The following is a 17,639-nucleotide window of genomic DNA, read 5'->3' as shown; positions in this document are numbered from 1 at the left end:
TCTCCTTGTAATACTCGGGGTGTGGTTTCGGTTTGCATTGTGGGGCGCAGCTCGCCGAGCCCACGTGTTCCTCACGACAGCCGGGAGTAGAGGGCACCGTCCATCGTGAATAACCGGGCTATTATAGCGCACAGGGGTAGATCGCGCGACACGCTGTGTATTCAGCGAATCGTGAGCGTGGCGGTGAGTGCGAGATGATCAGTGTGTTCGATCACGGTTGACTTGACGTCAGTGAACGTAACACCCGTAGTGGCGATCACATGATCGAGGACAATGCGCGGCCACGGCAACCAGCTGGGGAACGTGCGCTGCGCACCTTGACTGACACTGATGTTCGCATCAATAAAACCGGACTTTAATAACGCTCGGAAACTTGGATGCGCCATGCTGGAGTTGAGATCACCGAGTATGACCGTGATATCACGATTGCCATGCTCAGCGTTGCTCTGAACAGCAGCCAGATCCTTAAGTCCCATAATGCCAGCAGACCACGCATGTGTGCCGCGCATCGGTGACTTCGGATGTGCGGACGCAAACGTAATATCTCGCGTCGCGTCAACAGGAATCGTGATAGACGGTACGTCTGCTGCGTCAATCGACACGGAAGATTGTTCGCTTGATTGAGGATCGACGCGAATCCAGATACCGTTAAAACCGCCGTTGTCTTGGTCACTGCGATCTTCGCCGAGTTGATGATAGGGCAGCAGGAGATCAAGTCCGTTATCGTTGAGGTCTTGCACGAGTTCGTGGGTGAGCTCTTGCAGTGCGAGCACAGTGATATTGCGACTCAATACCATCGCAACGATAGACTTGGCATCCGCGCGACCGTAACGACAGTTAAGTGTCATCACGTTGATAGTTGCGGCTGCTGAGGTGCGTTCGGATAGTACGTCGTTGGCTGTTTCACGCGCCGTAATATCTGTTTCACGACGTGTTTCACGGATGGTTGCAAGTAGTTCAGCAGTAGTCGGCTGACGATGAGCTGGCGTTTTGCTTGGCGTTGACGAGCGCTGCACCAGCTGCAAAATACTACGATTCAGCGAATAATTAGTCCAGTATCCAGCCTCATGCATCTGCGATAACAGGCCAGCTGCAATCGCACCGCATAAGAGTCCCCATTCGCGCATGACGATTGCCGTCACAGCGACGGCAATCGTAGGCACCCATAAAAGCGGTACTAACGCGATGAGATATGGTAACGGCATATGCGCGTCCGCGCCTGCTGGTAGTAAGCTCAGCGCGGCCCACAGTGCGCATACGAGCACGACAGTCCATAAGAACCAAAACATACGTACTCAGCCGAGAAGACCGCTCAGTCCGCCGCCGAAGTTCGGGGGCAATTCGCCACCGTTTGCATCAAGAGCCTGCTGCAAGCCGGCTGGAAGTGCCGGATTCTGTGGCTTCTTGGCGAACGCCGAACCGCCCGACGTGCCGCTAGACGACTTGCCAGCGAGCTTATCGCGCAATGCTTTTTCTTCAGCCTCACGCTTCATCGGGTTACCGGACTTGAACTTCTTCTTGCTCTTCTTACCGTTCTTCTTACCGCCGCCCATAGCAGGACCGCCGAAGCCAGGTACGCCACCCATGCCAGCCTTGCTGGACATGCGCTTCATCATCTTCGCAGCCTGATCAAAGCGCTGCAGTAATGCGTTTACTGCGGAAACAGTGTTACCTGAACCATAGGCGATACGTGCGCGACGAGAACCGTCGATAATCTTCGGGTTGCGACGCTCGGCTGGTGTCATCGAACGAATAATCGCTTCAGTACGGTCGATTTCACGTTCGTCAAACTGTTCTAGCTCTTTGCGATGAGCAGCCATACCCGGAATCATCCCGAGTAGTGACTTCATCGAACCAAGTTTACGAACCTGCTGCAACTGCTCAAGAAAATCATCAAGACCGAACTCGCCCTCAGCCATCTTCGCGGCCGCTTCACGAGCTTTATCTTCATCGAACTGTTTTTGGGCTTGCTCGATCAGGGTCAGAATATCGCCCATATCGAGAATACGCGAGGCCATACGATCCGGGTGGAAAACCTCGAAATCCTTCAAGCCTTCGCCGTTCGAGGCGAACAGAATCGGCTTGCCAGTCACGCTCGCCACCGACAGAGCCGCACCACCACGCGCATCACCATCGAGCTTTGAAAGCACGACGCCAGTGAAATCAACGCCTTCATCGAACGCTTGCGCGGTCTTGACCGCATCCTGACCGATCATCGCATCGATCACGAACAGAATTTCATTCGGCTGAACGGCATCGCGAATATCGCGCGCCTGCTTCATGAGCTCTTCATCTACGCCGAGACGACCAGCGGTATCGATAATCACCGTGTCGTACAGCTTCTGCTTAGCAAACGCGATCGAATCGCGCGCCACTTTTACCGGGTCGCCACTGGTCTGGCCCGGAGCGGATACTGCGTCGCCACCGTCAGACTGCACGCCTTTTTCCGGTGCGTACACGGGCACGCCAGCGCGTTCGCCCACGACTTGCAGCTGCGTGACGGCGTTCGGACGCTGCAAATCAGCTGCAACCAAGAGCGGCGTATGACCGGCGTCCTTCAGCCAATAGCCGAGCTTGCCGGCGAGCGTGGTTTTACCAGCGCCCTGCAAGCCGGCGAGCATGATGATCGTCGGCGGATTCTTCGCAAAGTTAAGCGGACGATCAACACCGGCGCCGAGAATGTCGGTCAACTCGTCGTTGACGATTTTGACGACCTGCTGCGCTGGGTTCAACGCTTCGGATACTTCAGTGCCCAGCGCACGCTCACGTACGCGAGCAGTGAACGAGCGCACGACTTCAAGCGCCACATCGGCGTCAAGCAGTGCACGGCGGATTTCGCGGATTGTGCCGTCGATATCAGCCTCAGAAAGTTTGCCTTTGCTCTTCAAATGCTTAAACGCATTTGAGAGACGGTCTGTTAAAGAACTAAATGCTGCCATAATGCGCACTAGTCTAGCCGTGGGGCCTGAAAAGGGCGTGAGCGAGGGTAGTCGCACCAACGGAACGGCTAATCTCCCTCTATCCGTCAGCCAACGGTGACTTTGGCGAGCGGAAGAAGCTCGTCGGTCATGTTCTTTGGATAGCCGCTTACGCCGCTGGCGGCAGCGATGAACGTCTTTCGCGTGTACAACCAGTCGTTTGGCGCGTCATCGCTGAGTGTTTTCGCATACGCTTTGAGCCGGTTCTGATAGTCGTTATCGTTCGTGGCTGCCAGCACATTCGCATACGACTGCTGAACTTCACCTTTTTGATAGTGATACACATTCTCACCCGCATACACAGGACCATCATCAATGGTTGTCGTCAGTGCGATCGTGTACTTGCCGTCGTTAATACGCTGCGTAACAGCCTCTTCACTATCGAGAGTCTCAACATTGACCGGCAAACTAATCGCACGCAACTGATCAGCGATCGTGTTCGCCAATGACGAGTATCGCATAGGCACAAGCAGATCAACCGTACCTAAATAATTATGGTAGAAGTAAGCGAGCATACTACTAGCTTGACCTTGATCATACGAGAACATGCCAGTTAAATCCTCATAACCCGGGTCAAGTGGCGTAAACGGACCACCGAGCGCACCTGCCGAATCAGACTGCGACGAAGCAATACCCTTCGCATCAATGCCGAAACGGAACGCACGACGAGCCTGCTGATCAGACAAAATCGAATCGGTTGCATTGTTGAACGCAAGCATCACTTTCGAACGCGACATGCCAGTCTCCACTTTCGGCTTCTCACCGTCGTTTGCCGCATTAGCCAGCGTGGCATCATCTGAAAATGCAAGCTGCACTTCACCATTCTGTGCAGCCTTCGTCAACGCATCCGCGCTCGCGTAATACTTCAGTGTTGCCTGACCGACCTTAGCTTTGTCACCGTGATATCGACTGTTATGTTCCAGCGTAATCGAAGAACCCTTATCGAATTGCTTCACGGTAAACGGGCCGGAGCCGAGCGCGGCGGTCGCATAGTCGATCGTAGCTTCGGAGTCATACACAATGCCCGCACGGCCGGACAGTGCACGCAAGAAACGCGGGTCAGGCTTGCTCAACGTGAGTTGGACTGTGGTTTCGTTCGGATTCACCGCAGACTTTAAATTAGCGAGATCGGTAACGCCCTGATATTTATTCTTGACGATCTGCTGCAGCGACCAAATAACATCAGACGAGTCCAGCACGTTACCGTTTGAGAACGTCAGCCCTGACGACAGCGTGAACGTGTACGTCAGTCCGTCGTCTGATACCTTCCAGCTTGACGCAAGTCCCGGTTGCAGCGCGTTGTTCTCATCGCGTGTCACCAGTGTCTCGTATACGTTGCCGATCAGTGCGCGTGATATGGCTGTACTTGCGTCTGTGCGTATGTCCAGTGAGTCTGGAGCGCCAGTCAAACCGACTGTTACGGACGACGACGGTTTATCGCCGCCGATAAGGGGCAACTCGTCGCGGTTTGTGACTGCTGACCATACCAACCATGCGATCAGCGATAGTACGACTGCTGTTGCTACGAAAACCAACCATGAACGTAGGGAATTCCCGCCTTGCTTATGCATGCCGCCCAGTCTAGCGGGGGGCGTTGTCGTCTCGGGGGAACATCTTATTTAACAAACGGATGTTTACGTGCTGTAAGCGGCATGAAAAAACTGCGCGAGCGGTATCAGCCAGCTGATGGACATGTCTCATTGAGTGGACAGTTAGCGCAGTCAGGCGTGCGCGCATGACACACCGCACGACCATGCAGTATCAATCTATGAGACAAATCAGTCCATTCTTCGGGTGGAAAACAAGCGCAGATCTCACGCTCGACCTTCACCGGATCAGACTTAGCAATCCGCCAATCGCTACGCCAACGCAGTCGTCCAGTCACACGCATCACATGCGTATCCACCGGAAATCCCGGAATATGAAACGCATTGCCAAGTACCACGTTCGCAGTCTTGCGACCCACGCCGGGTAAACCAGTCAACTCATCCATCGTACGCGGCACAACGCCACCGAAATCGCGGTCCAATGCGTTAGCCAACCCAAGCAAATGCTGCGTTTTTGAACGGAAAAAGCCGAGCGGACGAATAATATCTTCAACATCCTCAGCTCTCGCGTTCGCTAACGCCGCCGCATTTGGATACGATGCAAACAAGGCAGGAGTAACCGAATTGACTCGTTTATCGGTTGTTTGCGCGCTCAATACTGTTGCTACCAGCAGCTCAAACGGATTCGTAAAATGCAGTGCACATTTCGGAGCCGGGAACTCGCGGCACAGGATCGCATATTCGGCATGCATACGCTCCAAACGCGCCTGTTTTGACTCACGCATCGTGACCGGTTAATTCTTGACGTCTGTGGTTATCGGAGCAGACGGAGCAGCGCCGTTCGCCTCATCCTCAGGCGGGTCAAAACGGTAGCCAACGTTACGCACAGTGCCAATCAAATGCTCGTACTCACCACCGAGCTTGGCGCGCAGACGACGAATATGCACGTCAACCGTGCGCGTACCACCGTAGTAGTCGTAACCCCACACTTCTTGCAGCAGCTGTGCGCGCGTAAACACACGGCCAGGATGTTGCACAAGATACTTGAGTAGCTCAAACTCTTTATACGCCAGATCAATCGGGTGACCGTGCAGAGAAGCGGTATATCCGTTCGTATCAACCACCAAATCGCCGGAACGAATCTGACCATCAGCGTTCACAGTGCCCGGCTCGCTGCCAGCCGCGCCACCGCCAATCGTACCCGTGCCAAGAGGCGAGTTACCGCGTTCCGAAACGAGTCGCAGACGGCCTTCCACTTCAGCAGGAGAAGCAGAAGACACCACCACGTCAGCGATACCCCACGTCGAATTCACCACGGTGAATCCGCCCTCAGTGAGTACCAGCACAATCGGTGTAGACAAGCCAGATGCGTGAATCAGGCGGCACAACGTCTTCGCAGTCGCTAGATCATCGCGCGCATCAAGAAACAGAATCGTGTTCTCTGGCATCTTCACTAGACTTGCGGCGTCCATCGGTAGCACGCGCACGCGGTGCGACAGTAGGGCGAGAGACGGCAATACGGTCGCGGGATCGGCCGCAAACGTCATGAGCGTAAGATCCGTCACCATTCGCCCCCTTTTGTATAGGCTGTATAGGCCTTAACCACGGCTGTTACCGGGTATCGTAACGACTTTTTATGATGTCGCCTTATTGTACGCGCACAATATGGACACATTATGTTGACTGCTCGATGAATGGGATTGATACGGGCTCGAGAGGACGTAGGATTAATGGAGAACAACACTCGTAGTGTACCGTGAACGTCAGGAGTATGGGATGGACGAGCAGAACGGGATGATATCGGCGCCAACGAATAAGGGAGCAGGAGCACCGTTCGAGGCTGGATACGCGCCGGCGTGTGCTCTGATTGTGCTCGGGGTGCCGGTCGTGCTCGCGTTTGGTGGTGCCGGCGTGACTGGTATGAATGTGGTTATTGTCGCGTTGATGACATTGTTTGTCATCTGCTCGCCATTGCGCGACGGCATGGCCGGTCATGTGATTGCTGCGGTTGCTGGTGTGGTGGCGCTACTGGTTGCCAATACGAGGCAGCTAGCAGCATTCCTGTTCGGTGTGATCGCATGCACGCAAGCGCACCCGTGTCCGATTACCATGCCAGTGTGGACGCGTATGGCCGCATGGCTCGCGTCTGTTGGTGGACTGTTGGTTGTGCTCATTGTCGCTGCGTTTGTGCGGCAAATGGCGCGCGCTGAACGTTCGCATTTGATTCGTAGCCTTTCACATACCGTGCTTGAAGGCGTGTCGATGATTGCGGTAAGCGGCTGGTATTTTGTGCCGGATTATATGGCGTTACCCGATGAGGGTGGCAATAATATTGTGATGATTGTATCGGCGGCTGTGGTGATGTTACTCACGCTAGCGTTACTTGTGGCGAGCCGTTGGTGGGTGGCTGAAGCTGACCCTGACGAGCATGCACGCGCACCGTGGATCGGCATTATCGTGTTGCCGACGATGTTCGCAGGCGCACTTGTTCCAGTGGCTGGCCTGCTATCCATAATGATTCACTAGATTCACGGGCGGCGCAGTGTAGCTGAATTGGTGTTTTCATGGCTCCCCTGACAAGGGGAGCCGCAAGACAGCTCATCGTGCAAGGGGTGCCACACCACACATCACAGCACGCCGAGGTGTTCGAGTAGGACTTTCAAACCAATCAGAATCAGAACCACGCCACCGGTAATCTGCGCTGGCTGCTGCCAACGCGAGCCGAACGCGCGTCCAATATACAATCCCGCAGCCGAAAACGCACCAGTCGTCACGCCAATCGTCAGTACCGACGACCACACGTTAACCTTCATAAACGCAAAGCTCACGCCTACGGCAAACGCATCAATACTGCACGCTACAGCCAACGGTAACATGTGTCGCCAGTCAAACTCGGCCGTCTCCTTCTCGTTCTCTTCTTCTTCCTCAGACGCCTCACGAATCATGTTGCCGCCGATAAACGCAAGCAGAGCGAAGATAATCCAGTGATCAATCGCCGTCACATAACTTGCGAACGTTGTTGCAAAAAATAGCCAAGTAGCGGGAATAACGCCTGAAATCCACCAAACCACAGTGCCGTTTTAAGCGCGTCCACGCCGCGCAAACGATGCACGGTCAAACCTTTGCCGATCGAAACAGCAAACGCGTCCATAGATACGGAAATAGCAATGAGTAACGTCTGTAACATAGCTAGTCAAACAAGGTTCATCCCGCCGGTCTCCCCACGGGATGGGCCTCGACGGGATTTCGGTGAATCCGCCTACGCCTAGGGGCACCGACATTGAACTGCCGGGCAAGGCGCCGGGCTTTGAATCCGAAGCGAATGCTGTTCGCATGTCGTCAATTACGAGAAGCCAGTATACCACTTCGCTGCCAGCATCTTTCACACGGTGCGCACACACCTTGTGGCAAACTGTTGGTTAGTCATGCGGATGCGTGGTATAAGCGCTCCCGCGAAACAGATAACGATCGAGCACGAGCGAGCAGCGAAAGAGGTCAGCGTGGTCAAGGATCAGCAAGAAGATGTCCTGCACGTCGAAGGCGGTAAGCCTCTCAACGGCACAATTAAAGTGCGCGGAGCGAAAAACTTCGTCAGCAAGGCTATGGTTGCCGCGTTGCTGGCCCCGGGCAAGTCGGTACTGAAAAACGTGCCAGAAATTCGCGATGTACATGTTGTATCTGATCTGTTGCGCTTGCACGGCGTGACTGTTGACGTGGATGGTGCGAACGGTATCGTCACTATCGACGCGAGCCACGTTCAGCTTGCCGACGTTGCCGACGTAGACACGCTGTCTGGTTCGTCGCGTATTCCGATTCTGTTCTCCGGTCCGCTTGTCCACCGTCTTGGGGAAGCGTTTATTCCTGCGCTCGGTGGCTGCAATATTGGCGGTCGGCCAATTGACTTCCATTTGGAGACCTTGCGCAAGCTTGGTGCCACCGTTGACAAGGAACACAAAGACGGCATCCACATTTCCGCTCCTGACGGTCTGCACGGTGCGAAAATCCACCTGCCGTACCCGTCTGTCGGCGCGACTGAGCAGACGCTGCTCGCCGCAGTGCTCGCTGAGGGTAAGACTGAGCTGTCTGGTGCGGCAATTGAGCCGGAAATCATGGATTTGGTCGCCGTGCTACAGAAGATGGGTGCGATTATTTCCGTGGATGTGGACCGTACGTTCCGTATCGAAGGTGTTAAGGAGCTGAAGGGATTCACACATACCTCGCTCACCGATCGTATTGAGGCGGCTTCGTGGGCGTCTGCAGCGCTCGCTACGCACGGTGATATTTTCGTCAAGGGCGCGACTCAGCCGGAAATGATGACGTTCTTGAACGTGTTCCGCAAGGTTGGCGGCGAATTTGATGTGACTGATAAGGGTATTCGTTTCTGGCATCCGGGTGGGGACTTGCATCCGGTTGCGATCGAAACGGACGTGCACCCAGGCTTTATGACCGACTGGCAACAGCCGCTCGTGGTGGCCTTGACGCAGGCGAACGGCTTGTCGATTGTGCACGAAACCGTGTATGAGAACCGGTTCGGCTTTACCAAGCCACTCGTACAGATGGGTGCGACGATTCAGCTGTATCGCGAATGCTTGGGATCGCTGCCGTGCCGCTTCCAGCAGCGCAACTACAAGCATTCGGCGGTGATTTTCGGACCGACGCCGCTGACTGGCCGCGATATTGACGTGCCAGATTTGCGCGGCGGATTCTCACATTTGATCGCGGCGCTCGCGGCGAAGGGCCCGTCGAACGTGCAAGGTATTTCGCTCATTGACCGTGGATACGCTGACTTCCGCGGCAAGCTCGCGGCTCTCGGCGCTGATTTCGACTGATTGCTGAGTGCGGCTCCCTTTGTTGTCAGGACAGTAGCGATGTGCGTGGCGGAAAATGCTCACTGAGCACTGCTCAGTGAGCATTTTCCGCCACGCACATCGCTACACAGAGGTTAGGCGTCGAACTGGGTGGAGAGAGGCTTCATCAACACGGTGAGGGCCGCGATGCCAAGCGTCGTGGCGATCAATATAACACTCACGGAGAAGCGGTCGTACGCCCATCCGTATGCCATTTGCCCTACCGGCGTGGCACACATGCTGAGTGCGGCGGTTATTGACATTACTTTGCCGGTCATCGCCTCCGGCGTGCTCATTTGAATCGTCGGAATCGCAATGAGATTAGCAAAACAACTCGCAATCATCGTGCAGCAAGTGAATATCACGAGCACAATAAGTCTCGTCCATGCGTCTGCTGGCAGTATAAATACTACGATTTGCGGTATTAATGTCAGCGAAAATACCAATAACGTCAGCGGAAAATGACGCATGGTAAGTTTGGCGGCGACTAAGCCAGCCAAAAACGCGCCTACGATGCCGGCAATGCCGATGAGTCCGTCAGATATGCCGTACACGGTCGCGTTGAAACCGAGTGTGGTGCGAACCGTATATGGGAAACCAACCGCCGAGTAACCGGTGCCGAGAAAGTTCAACACGGAAACGAGCGCGAGCAGCCGCAGTAGCGCCGGTCGATCAGCGACAAGGAATCGCACACCGGCTTTGAGATCTTCGAGCGGTGCCGGCAGCGTGTCAGTTCCTCGATCAGGCGCAGCGAGTCGGATGAAACATTCGAGTGTTGCGGCCAATGCGAAACAGATAATGGTGATGATCATCATCGGCCGAATGCCAACCATTGCGTACAGTACGCCGCCGAGAAAACTTGGGAGCAAGGAGCTGAGCTGCTGTACTTGATTGACGACGGCCATCGCTTGCCGCATGGTTGACTGGCCGTAGCTGCGAAACATCTGGGGGAGTGCTGCTTGGACGGTTGGCGTCTCAAACGCGCCGAGGACAGCGAGCAGTACTTGCATCGTTGCGATGGCGACAATATTAAAGCCGATAGCAACGAATATAAGTGCGCTGGCGAGAATGAGCACGGCTGACAACGCGTCGAGCGCAACCATGATCGTGCGGCGATTTATGCGGTCAGCGAGGACGCCGCCGAATGGAGAAAGAATGATGGTTGGGACGATAGACACGGCGAGGATTGATGCGAAGACGGTGGCTGAGCCGGTTTCGTCGAGCACCCACATGGACATGGCGAAACGCAACATCATATTGCCGAATAATGAGATGCCTTGACCGGTTACGAGCAGGATAAAGTCGCGGGAAACGAGTGGGGTTTTGGTCATGATTGATTCCTTAGTCTCCTTAGATTACATACCGACCACCGGTATGTAAATTATCGTGAAAGATGACCTGATGATGCGGATACGGCTGGGCAACGCCAATGGCTAATGGTTGGGGTCAGGCGTTGTATGACATATAGAAACTGACGGTGAGATCAATCAGCTCGTCATTGAACACGGGTACACCGATAGCGGTGAGCATGGTAGCGAGGCAGGTCACGCGATGACGTAATTCGCTTCTTGTGGCGGGGTAAAAATGGGTCAGTAGCCAATAATTTGACAATAATGAGATAAGTTCTGCTGCTTCGCGTGGATATGCGGTCGGTATAGATCCGTCACGCACGCCTTCCTCAATAAATGGTTGCCAGCGCTTAGGCAGTTCGGTGGCCCAAAATCGCAAGTTAGACGCCAATGTTTGTGGATCGTCAAGAAACGAAATTGACACTTGGTTAAGTTTATTATGTTGTTCATTACCAATCGACTCTTGAATCATGAGCCGCAATTTTGCTAGCCCATTGATATCGGTGCGAGCTGCGATGTCGGCATATTTGGCGTTGGCTGCTTGCCAATCATTCTCGGTGAGTCGGTCAAGAATGGCCTTTTTTGACTTGAAATGGTGATAAATCGCACCTTTCGACAGGTCACCGAGTTGATCGACAATATCTTGTATTGAGGTGTTTTCATACCCCTTGGTAAAAAAAATCCCTTGAGCGGCGTCAAGGATACGTCGCTCGGTTACCTCGGGATGTGCGTTGCGTGCCATGTGCGTCTACCTTTGGTGTCGGCTGCTTGCCTTTTCACTGGTTTTTACCCTATTATACATACCGTCGGTCGGTATGGAATGTGCGTGTCTGTGCAGCGAATCATTCTCAATAAGAAAAGTGTGAGCCAAACGCACGAAATCGCTCAATCGCACATTTTATAGATCGTTGGAATAACGCCGTTTATCAGTGGCTTATGTTCGATTGTAGAAAGCCAATCCTCACACTTTTCTTATTGAGAATGATTCGCTGCGCAATCGCGTGTCATGAAAAATATTATTGAATTTTCTATTATAGAAAATTCAATAATAAATGCTATGGTGTATGTGGCTCAGAACGTTTTATCGGTAAAGACTGTGGAAGGAGTGACGTTCATGTTCATTGGACGAGAACAGGAGTTAGCTGCGTTAGAGCGTATGTACGCGAGTGATCGATTTGAGATGATGGTGATTTATGGTCGACGCCGTATTGGCAAAACCGCGCTGATTGATCATTTTCTCAACGGTCGTAAAGCGTTATATTTCACAGCGCGTCAGCAGAATTCGCAGCTTATTTTGCAGTCGTTCTCACTTGTTGTATCTGAGTATTTTGGGTATGCGGATGCGTTAGATTTTTCATCATGGGATCGAGCTATCGATTTTCTGGTTCGTCAGGCACAACAGCATGTCGGTGACAAGATGATTATTGTGTTCGATGAGTTTCCATATGCTGCACAAGCTGAACCTGGTCTGGCGTCGATATTGCAGATTGCAATCGATCATGGGCTTAAGGATGCGAATGTCATGCTGATTCTTTCTGGCAGTAATCAAGGGTTTATGGAAAGTGAGGTGCTTGGTTATAAGAGCCCTTTGTATGGTCGTCGAACGGGACAGTTGCGTTTGCAAGCGTTTGACTGTTTTGATGCGGCTCGGTTTGTACCAAATGCAAGCGCCGAGGAATGCGTGTTATATTACGCGACGTTTGGTGGTACTCCGTATTATCTGTCGCAATTAAAACCGGAATTGACGTATGCTCAGAATGTTGCTGCTTTATGCTTCGACAAGTCTGGATTACTCTATGAAGAGCCGATGATGATGTTGCGTGAGGAATTGAAAAGTCCTGCCGTATATGATTCGATACTGCAAGCGATTAGCAATGGGTGTAATACGTCGAAAGCCATTGCTGATCGCATTGGCATAGAACAAACGTCATTGCCGTTCTATGCTCGAACGCTTGAGGAGCTTCGAGTGATTGAACGCATTGTTCCGTTTGGGGAGAAGACAACGTCGCGTAAATCACGCATCCACATTAAAGACCCGTTTTTTTCATTTTGGTATCGATTCGTTGCTCCGCATGTCACACTTATTGAAACAGGCAACGGGGCGATGATTGCTGAGCGTGTTGTGCAGGGACTTGCGTTTGCGACGTATGTTGGGCAACAGTTTGAGAACATGTGCATACAGTGGGTGATGCGAGAATTCCGCGAAGGGCGACTTTCGGTGACACCGGCACAGATTGGCAAATGGTGGGGAAATAACCCGTTAAAACACGAGGAAACGGATATTGATCTTGTTGCAGCTGACCCAATGGAACATAAGCTTTTGCTTGGCGAGTGCAAATGGCGCAACAATGTCAATGAGACTGACATGGTAACAGCATTACGAGAACGGGTTGGCCTTGTGAAAGGCTATCGAGAAACTATACTTGCGTTCTTTACGAAAAACCCTGTGCATGAATCCACGACGGCAAAATATGCAAGTGACCCAGACATGATATTCGTATGTGCAAACGATATGTTCACGCGATAATATCAATGGGAAGGTTGCGCAGCGAATCATTCTCAATAAGAAAAGTGTGAGCCAAACGCACAAAATCGCTCAATCGCACATTTTATAGATCGTTGGAATAACGCCGTTTATCAGTGGCTTATGTTCGATTGCAGAAATCCAATCCTCACACTTTTCTTATTGAGAATGATTCGCTGCGCAGGGGCCTCGGTACAATGGGGCCTTATGGCATCCAAAGGAAAACCGTCGCCGCGCTCTGCGGTTGCGCCACTGTCAAACGAGCAAGTTGCCCGACTTGCCAAGCAGCATACGCTTGTTGACCCGATGCGTGACCTGCCGACCGGACCGAATCGGCGTATCAATCAAGCCGAAATTAACGCGCAACATCCCAAAGGCACAGCCCGTCTCTTAAAAGGCGTTGACCTTGTCTTCAAAGCCAGTTGCAAAACGCGCGCGTGGGGACTCGACAATATTCCTGAAACTGGCCCATTTATTACCGCCGCTACGCATGTCACCATGTTTGATGTGTTCGTGCCAATGGCCAGCCTATTTCATATGGGCCGTCGCCCGCGATATATGGCCAAAGCAGAAATGGCGCACTGGCCAGTGATCGGCAAATGGTTCCAGCTCGTCGGCATGCAACCGGTACAACGACGCAGCGGTAAAGCCAAGGCTATTGAAGAAACATCAATTGAAATTTTGACTTCTGGCCGGCCGTTAACGATTTGGCCTGAAGGCACGGTTACGCGCGACCCGAAGAAATGGCCGATGAGCATGAAAAACGGTGTTGGCGTGATTGCGCTTGAATCGTCGCGGCGGCTTGGCTATCAAGTGCCATTGTTCTGCGCCGTGACGTGGGGAGCGGCCAGCATTAACCACTGGTGGCCGTGGCCGCGCAAGAACGTTGTCATGTGCTATGACACGCGACTTGACTATGCCGACTTACTCGCAGACGCACAGTCGTGGGGTGATGAAGTTCCAGCCGAGCTCGCCGACGAACTGACCCGTCGTATTCGCGTTCGCATGACCGAGATTATGGCTCAAATCCGCGGCGAATCCGCGCCTGACGGCTACTGGGATTACCGCACTATGCGGCGCGTGCACGACTGACCATAACTGACTAATTACATAAGTTAAGGAGTAATTATTTTGAACATTACCGTATTAGGCGCAGGCGCATGGGCGGAGCCGTTAAACTGACAGTCCGGTGGACTGTCAGTAGGCGACGCCGAGCGGCGGCAGCCGTGAGGTAATATGACAGCACCCCATGCGGGGGTATAAGTTAAGGAGTAATTATTATGAACATTACCGTACTAGGCGCAGGCGCATGGGGTACCGCCTTCGGCCAAGTCCTCGCCGACGCAGGTAACAACGTGACCATGTGGGCGATCGAACCTGAAATCGTTGAAGGTATTCGCGACCATCATCACAACGGTGTACGCCTACCGTCCGTTGCCAAACTGCCCGACAACATGACCGCTACAGGCGATCGTGCTGAGGCCGTCAAAGACGCTGAAATCGTCGTCGTTGCGATCGCCGCGCAATTCGCACGCGTCGCACTTGCCGAATTTAAGAATCTCATCCCTCAAACGGCAATCGTCGTCAGCCTGATGAAAGGCATCGAACGCACGACCAGCAAGCGCATGGACCAAGTCGTGCGTGAAGCTCTCGATCTACCTGCCGAACGATTCGCCGCTGTTTCCGGTCCAAATTTGAGCAAGGAAGTCGCTGATCGTCAGCCGGCTGCAACTGTTGTCGGCTGCGCGGATCTCGATAACGCGCGTAAGGTTGCGAAAGCCTGCACCACCGACTATTTCAAGGCGTTCGTTACGCGTGACGTTATCGGTCTCGAAATGTGCGGTTCTCTCAAGAACGTGACTGCGCTCGCCGTCGGTATGGCTCGCGGCGCTGGATACGGTGAGAATACGGCTGCAATGATTGAAACCCGCGGACTTGCTGAGCTCACTGCCCTTGGCAAAGCTGCCGGTGCTGACCCGAAGACGTTTGCTGGCTTGGCTGGCGTGGGCGACATGACTGCCACTTGTGGCTCTCCGTTGAGCCGTAACTACACGTTTGGTGCGAACCTTGGCAAGGGTTTGAGTGTCGAGGAAGCTACCAAGGCGAGCAATGGCGTGGCTGAAGGCGTGCCGACTACGAGTGCAGTTGTTGCTCTCGGCAAGGAACTTGGCGTTGCAACTCCGCTCGCGTATGCGATGAGTCGCGTGCTTGAAGACGGTATTTCTTGCCAGCAGATGCTCGGATTGCTGTTCGGCGACGAGATCACTGAAGAGTAAGTAGGGGAGCGCGGCGAGTAAGCTACTGCCCCAGTATTGCGTTTTAGACAAAAGGATGAATATGACCACAAAGCGCATCATCGTGATGTATGGCGGCAAAGCCGACGAGCATTCGATCTCTTGTATTTCGGCGGCCGGCGTGCTTAAAGCGCTTGACACCGACCGTTTCGAGCCGGTTCCAGTTGGTATTACGAAGGCTGGTCAGTGGATTGTTGACGGTGAGGACCCGCGCGGTTGGAACTTGTGTGGCAGTACGCTGCCGACCGTTGAGAAGACTGCTGATTCGCGTGATGTTGTGCTCGATGTTGCGCTTGGCCAAGATGGTTTCTTCGCGCGCAACACTGATGGCACGCTATCTTCGCTTGGTCATATTGACGCGGTATTTCCGGTGCTGCATGGCCCGTTTGGTGAAGACGGTACGATTCAGGGCCTGTTTGAGATGATGAACGTGCCGTATGTTGGTTGTGGTGTACTCGCGTCTGCCGCGTGCATGGATAAGCATTATACGAAGTTGCTGCTTGCGGCTGCTGGTATTGCGGTTGCACCTGGTATCACGTTGGATGCGCGTGGATTCGATCAGGTGACTCAATTTGCAGCGAACGGCGATGCGATTCTCGCACAAGTTGAGGCTGCTGGACTTGAGTATCCGCTGTTTGTCAAGCCGTCGCGCGCTGGTTCCAGCTTTGGCGTGACCAAGGTTGAGCATGCTGGTGATGCGGCTGAACTTGCGGCCGCGGTTTACGAGGCGAGCCACCATGATTGGCGTATTCTCGTTGAGCAGGGTATTGCTGCGCGCGAGGTTGAGTGTGCGGTATTGTGCCCGAAAGCTGGTGAGAAGCCTCGTGCCAGCTGGCCCGGTGAGATTGTGCTTGACAAGCGCGCGGGCGGCGACGATCAGTTCTACGATTTCGACAGCAAGTATATGGATGCGTCTGCAAGCCACGTTGAAGTACCGGCAAACTTGCCTGATGATCTGCTTGAACGTGTACGAGAAACTGCTGTCAAAGCGTTTAAGGCGGTTGATGGCGCAGGCTTAAGCCGCGTGGATACGTTCGTGACGCCGAACGGCGACGTGATGGTCAACGAGATCAATACAATGCCTGGTTTCACGCCGATTTCTATGTATCCCAAGGCTTGGGAGGCTACTGGCGTGAGCTACACGGATCTCATCACCACGCTGATCGAAGGCGTGCTGCGTTAAGCAGTTCTTTGGCTCCCCTAGCAAGGGGAGCCAAGATAGCGACCAGTTCGTCCTGCAATTGCGGACGCGCTATGCGAGCCATTTTTAAGGGGTGGCGAATTCGTTAACGAATTAATACAGCTGTTGGATTACGCGCCGATAGCCGCGCGCTGTTCGAGGAAATCGGCATCAGCTAATGCTCGCACTGCTGCGTCGCGCACGCTCGACAAGAATACGTCGGGCTTAGCAAATACCAGCACTTGCCCTTCAATACCGAAGGGTGTAAATCCAGTAAATTTCACCAGTGGCACACTGTCATCTGCTGCAACGTCAGCTGTCCCGCGCGTGACGACATCAATAATGCGTCGCTCGACTTCCGTTGTATCGATGCCGGCTTTTGCAGTAAACGGCACGGTTACGGTACCTTCATTACTGGGCGTGAGTCGTTCCAACGATGCCGTGTTGAGTACCGAATTTGGAATCACCATCTCGTTACCGTTTCGTTCGCGCACCACAGTTTGCCGCCACGTAATATCTTTGACCACGCCGGTGGTACCAGCGACGGTTACCAGATCACCGGGCTGAATCACGCGTCCGAGCATGAGTCCGAATCCTGAGATCACGTTCGCAACCGTATCTTTCAAACCAAGCGACACAGCAATGCCGCCGACGCCAAGCGCTGTCATCAGTGTGGTTGGATCAATGCCGAACACTGGTTTGAGTACGATTGTTGCGGCGACAACCCAAATCAGTACACGCACAATATTGATAAAAATCGATGCGCTCGGCATATTACTGCGGTCGAGCAGTTTGCGTAACACTTTACTGACGATTTTGACGATGACCCACGCGGCAATCAGTACGATTGCGAGGAAAATGATCCGAGCCGCGTTCGATGCAAGCCAGCTCAACGCAAGTTGCATAATATTGAGACTATC

The 17,639-nt window shown here is 53.4% G+C and carries 14 protein-coding genes and 1 pseudogene; 6 read left to right on the top strand and 9 right to left on the bottom strand.

Translation table 11 applies throughout. The features are described 5' to 3' along the window. Positions 1–161: 161 nt before the first annotated feature. From BHAP_RS05035 to BHAP_RS05015, 5 genes are all read right to left on the bottom strand, one after another. The gene (locus BHAP_RS05035; protein WP_094729649.1) at positions 162–1,289 is read right to left on the bottom strand and encodes an endonuclease/exonuclease/phosphatase family protein; all 1,128 of its coding nucleotides are present in this window, start codon (positions 1,287–1,289) and stop codon (positions 162–164) included. A gap of 6 nt (positions 1,290–1,295) precedes the next feature. Beyond that, on the bottom strand, positions 1,296–2,939 hold the full coding sequence (gene ffh, locus BHAP_RS05030; protein ID WP_094729648.1) for a signal recognition particle protein: 1,644 nt from the start codon (positions 2,937–2,939) through the stop codon (positions 1,296–1,298). Between the two features lie 86 nt (positions 2,940–3,025). After that, positions 3,026–4,549 carry an ABC transporter substrate-binding protein gene (locus BHAP_RS05025; protein ID WP_094729647.1) on the bottom strand — a complete coding sequence of 508 codons (1,524 nt, stop codon included), beginning with the start codon at positions 4,547–4,549 and terminating at the stop codon, positions 3,026–3,028. A gap of 104 nt (positions 4,550–4,653) precedes the next feature. Beyond that, positions 4,654–5,310: an endonuclease III gene (gene nth, locus BHAP_RS05020; RefSeq protein ID WP_094729646.1), complete on the bottom strand. Its 657-nt coding sequence runs from the start codon at positions 5,308–5,310 to the stop codon at positions 4,654–4,656. A gap of 9 nt (positions 5,311–5,319) precedes the next feature. Beyond that, a complete protein-coding gene (locus BHAP_RS05015; protein WP_094729692.1) occupies positions 5,320–6,090 on the bottom strand; it encodes a winged helix-turn-helix transcriptional regulator in 771 nt (256 codons plus the stop codon). 211 nt (positions 6,091–6,301) lie between these two features. On the opposite strand from BHAP_RS05015, the gene BHAP_RS05010 reads away from it, so the two are divergent. After that, positions 6,302–7,051: a hypothetical protein gene (locus BHAP_RS05010; protein WP_094729645.1), complete on the top strand. Its 750-nt coding sequence runs from the start codon at positions 6,302–6,304 to the stop codon at positions 7,049–7,051. 101 nt (positions 7,052–7,152) lie between these two features. Here the strand turns inward: BHAP_RS05010 and BHAP_RS05005 are convergent. Further along, a pseudogene (locus BHAP_RS05005) lies at positions 7,153–7,712 on the bottom strand (manganese efflux pump MntP). A gap of 313 nt (positions 7,713–8,025) precedes the next feature. On the opposite strand from BHAP_RS05005, the gene murA reads away from it, so the two are divergent. After that, positions 8,026–9,354: a UDP-N-acetylglucosamine 1-carboxyvinyltransferase gene (gene murA / locus BHAP_RS05000; protein ID WP_094729644.1), complete on the top strand. Its 1,329-nt coding sequence runs from the start codon at positions 8,026–8,028 to the stop codon at positions 9,352–9,354. Between the two features lie 113 nt (positions 9,355–9,467). On the opposite strand, the gene BHAP_RS04995 is transcribed toward murA, so the two are convergent. Both BHAP_RS04995 and BHAP_RS04990 read right to left on the bottom strand, forming a co-directional pair. After that, entirely contained in the window at positions 9,468–10,703 is a 1,236-nt protein-coding gene (locus BHAP_RS04995) for an MFS transporter (protein WP_094729643.1), read from the bottom strand. A gap of 115 nt (positions 10,704–10,818) precedes the next feature. Then, a complete protein-coding gene (locus tag BHAP_RS04990; RefSeq protein WP_094729642.1) occupies positions 10,819–11,463 on the bottom strand; it encodes a TetR/AcrR family transcriptional regulator in 645 nt (214 codons plus the stop codon). Positions 11,464–11,835: 372 nt separating this feature from the next. Here BHAP_RS04990 and BHAP_RS04985 point away from each other — a divergent pair, with 372 nt between their 5' ends. From BHAP_RS04985 to BHAP_RS04970, 4 genes are all read left to right on the top strand, one after another. Next, positions 11,836–13,248: an ATP-binding protein gene (locus BHAP_RS04985; protein WP_094729641.1), complete on the top strand. Its 1,413-nt coding sequence runs from the start codon at positions 11,836–11,838 to the stop codon at positions 13,246–13,248. Between the two features lie 204 nt (positions 13,249–13,452). After that, positions 13,453–14,337, top strand: coding sequence for a lysophospholipid acyltransferase family protein (locus BHAP_RS04980; protein ID WP_094729640.1), 885 nt, complete (start codon positions 13,453–13,455; stop codon positions 14,335–14,337). A 188-nt stretch (positions 14,338–14,525) separates the two neighbouring features. Further along, positions 14,526–15,521: an NAD(P)H-dependent glycerol-3-phosphate dehydrogenase gene (locus tag BHAP_RS04975; RefSeq protein WP_094729639.1), complete on the top strand. Its 996-nt coding sequence runs from the start codon at positions 14,526–14,528 to the stop codon at positions 15,519–15,521. Positions 15,522–15,582: 61 nt separating this feature from the next. Next, positions 15,583–16,722: a D-alanine--D-alanine ligase family protein gene (locus BHAP_RS04970; protein ID WP_094729638.1), complete on the top strand. Its 1,140-nt coding sequence runs from the start codon at positions 15,583–15,585 to the stop codon at positions 16,720–16,722. Positions 16,723–16,850: 128 nt separating this feature from the next. Here the strand turns inward: BHAP_RS04970 and BHAP_RS04965 are convergent, their stop codons facing one another. After that, a complete protein-coding gene (locus BHAP_RS04965) occupies positions 16,851–17,624 on the bottom strand; it encodes a mechanosensitive ion channel family protein (RefSeq protein WP_094729691.1) in 774 nt (257 codons plus the stop codon). Between the last annotated feature and the right edge of the window lie 15 nt (positions 17,625–17,639).

The sequence above is a fragment of the Bifidobacterium hapali genome (assembly GCF_002259755.1).
In the GTDB taxonomy this organism is placed as follows: domain Bacteria; phylum Actinomycetota; class Actinomycetes; order Actinomycetales; family Bifidobacteriaceae; genus Bifidobacterium; species Bifidobacterium hapali.
Note: the sequence above shows the minus strand (reverse complement) of the source record. Positions and strands in the feature narration are given on the sequence as shown.

Bases quoted from the DNA above. Each gene is read 5' to 3' on its own strand.
- ffh (WP_094729648.1), bottom strand. From the start codon at position 2,939: ATGGCAGCATTTAGTTCTTTAACAGACCGTCTCTCAAATGCGTTTAAG.
- BHAP_RS05025 (WP_094729647.1), bottom strand. From the start codon at position 4,549: ATGCATAAGCAAGGCGGGAATTCCCTACGTTCATGGTTGGTTTTCGTA.
- BHAP_RS04985 (WP_094729641.1), top strand. From the start codon at position 11,836: ATGTTCATTGGACGAGAACAGGAGTTAGCTGCGTTAGAGCGTATGTAC.
- BHAP_RS04980 (WP_094729640.1), top strand. From the start codon at position 13,453: ATGGCATCCAAAGGAAAACCGTCGCCGCGCTCTGCGGTTGCGCCACTG.
- nth (WP_094729646.1), bottom strand. From the start codon at position 5,310: ATGCGTGAGTCAAAACAGGCGCGTTTGGAGCGTATGCATGCCGAATAT.
- BHAP_RS05010 (WP_094729645.1), top strand. From the start codon at position 6,302: ATGGACGAGCAGAACGGGATGATATCGGCGCCAACGAATAAGGGAGCA.
- BHAP_RS04975 (WP_094729639.1), top strand. From the start codon at position 14,526: ATGAACATTACCGTACTAGGCGCAGGCGCATGGGGTACCGCCTTCGGC.
- BHAP_RS04995 (WP_094729643.1), bottom strand. From the start codon at position 10,703: ATGACCAAAACCCCACTCGTTTCCCGCGACTTTATCCTGCTCGTAACC.
- BHAP_RS05035 (WP_094729649.1), bottom strand. From the start codon at position 1,289: ATGTTTTGGTTCTTATGGACTGTCGTGCTCGTATGCGCACTGTGGGCC.
- BHAP_RS04990 (WP_094729642.1), bottom strand. From the start codon at position 11,463: ATGGCACGCAACGCACATCCCGAGGTAACCGAGCGACGTATCCTTGAC.
- BHAP_RS04965 (WP_094729691.1), bottom strand. From the start codon at position 17,624: ATGCAACTTGCGTTGAGCTGGCTTGCATCGAACGCGGCTCGGATCATT.
- BHAP_RS04970 (WP_094729638.1), top strand. From the start codon at position 15,583: ATGACCACAAAGCGCATCATCGTGATGTATGGCGGCAAAGCCGACGAG.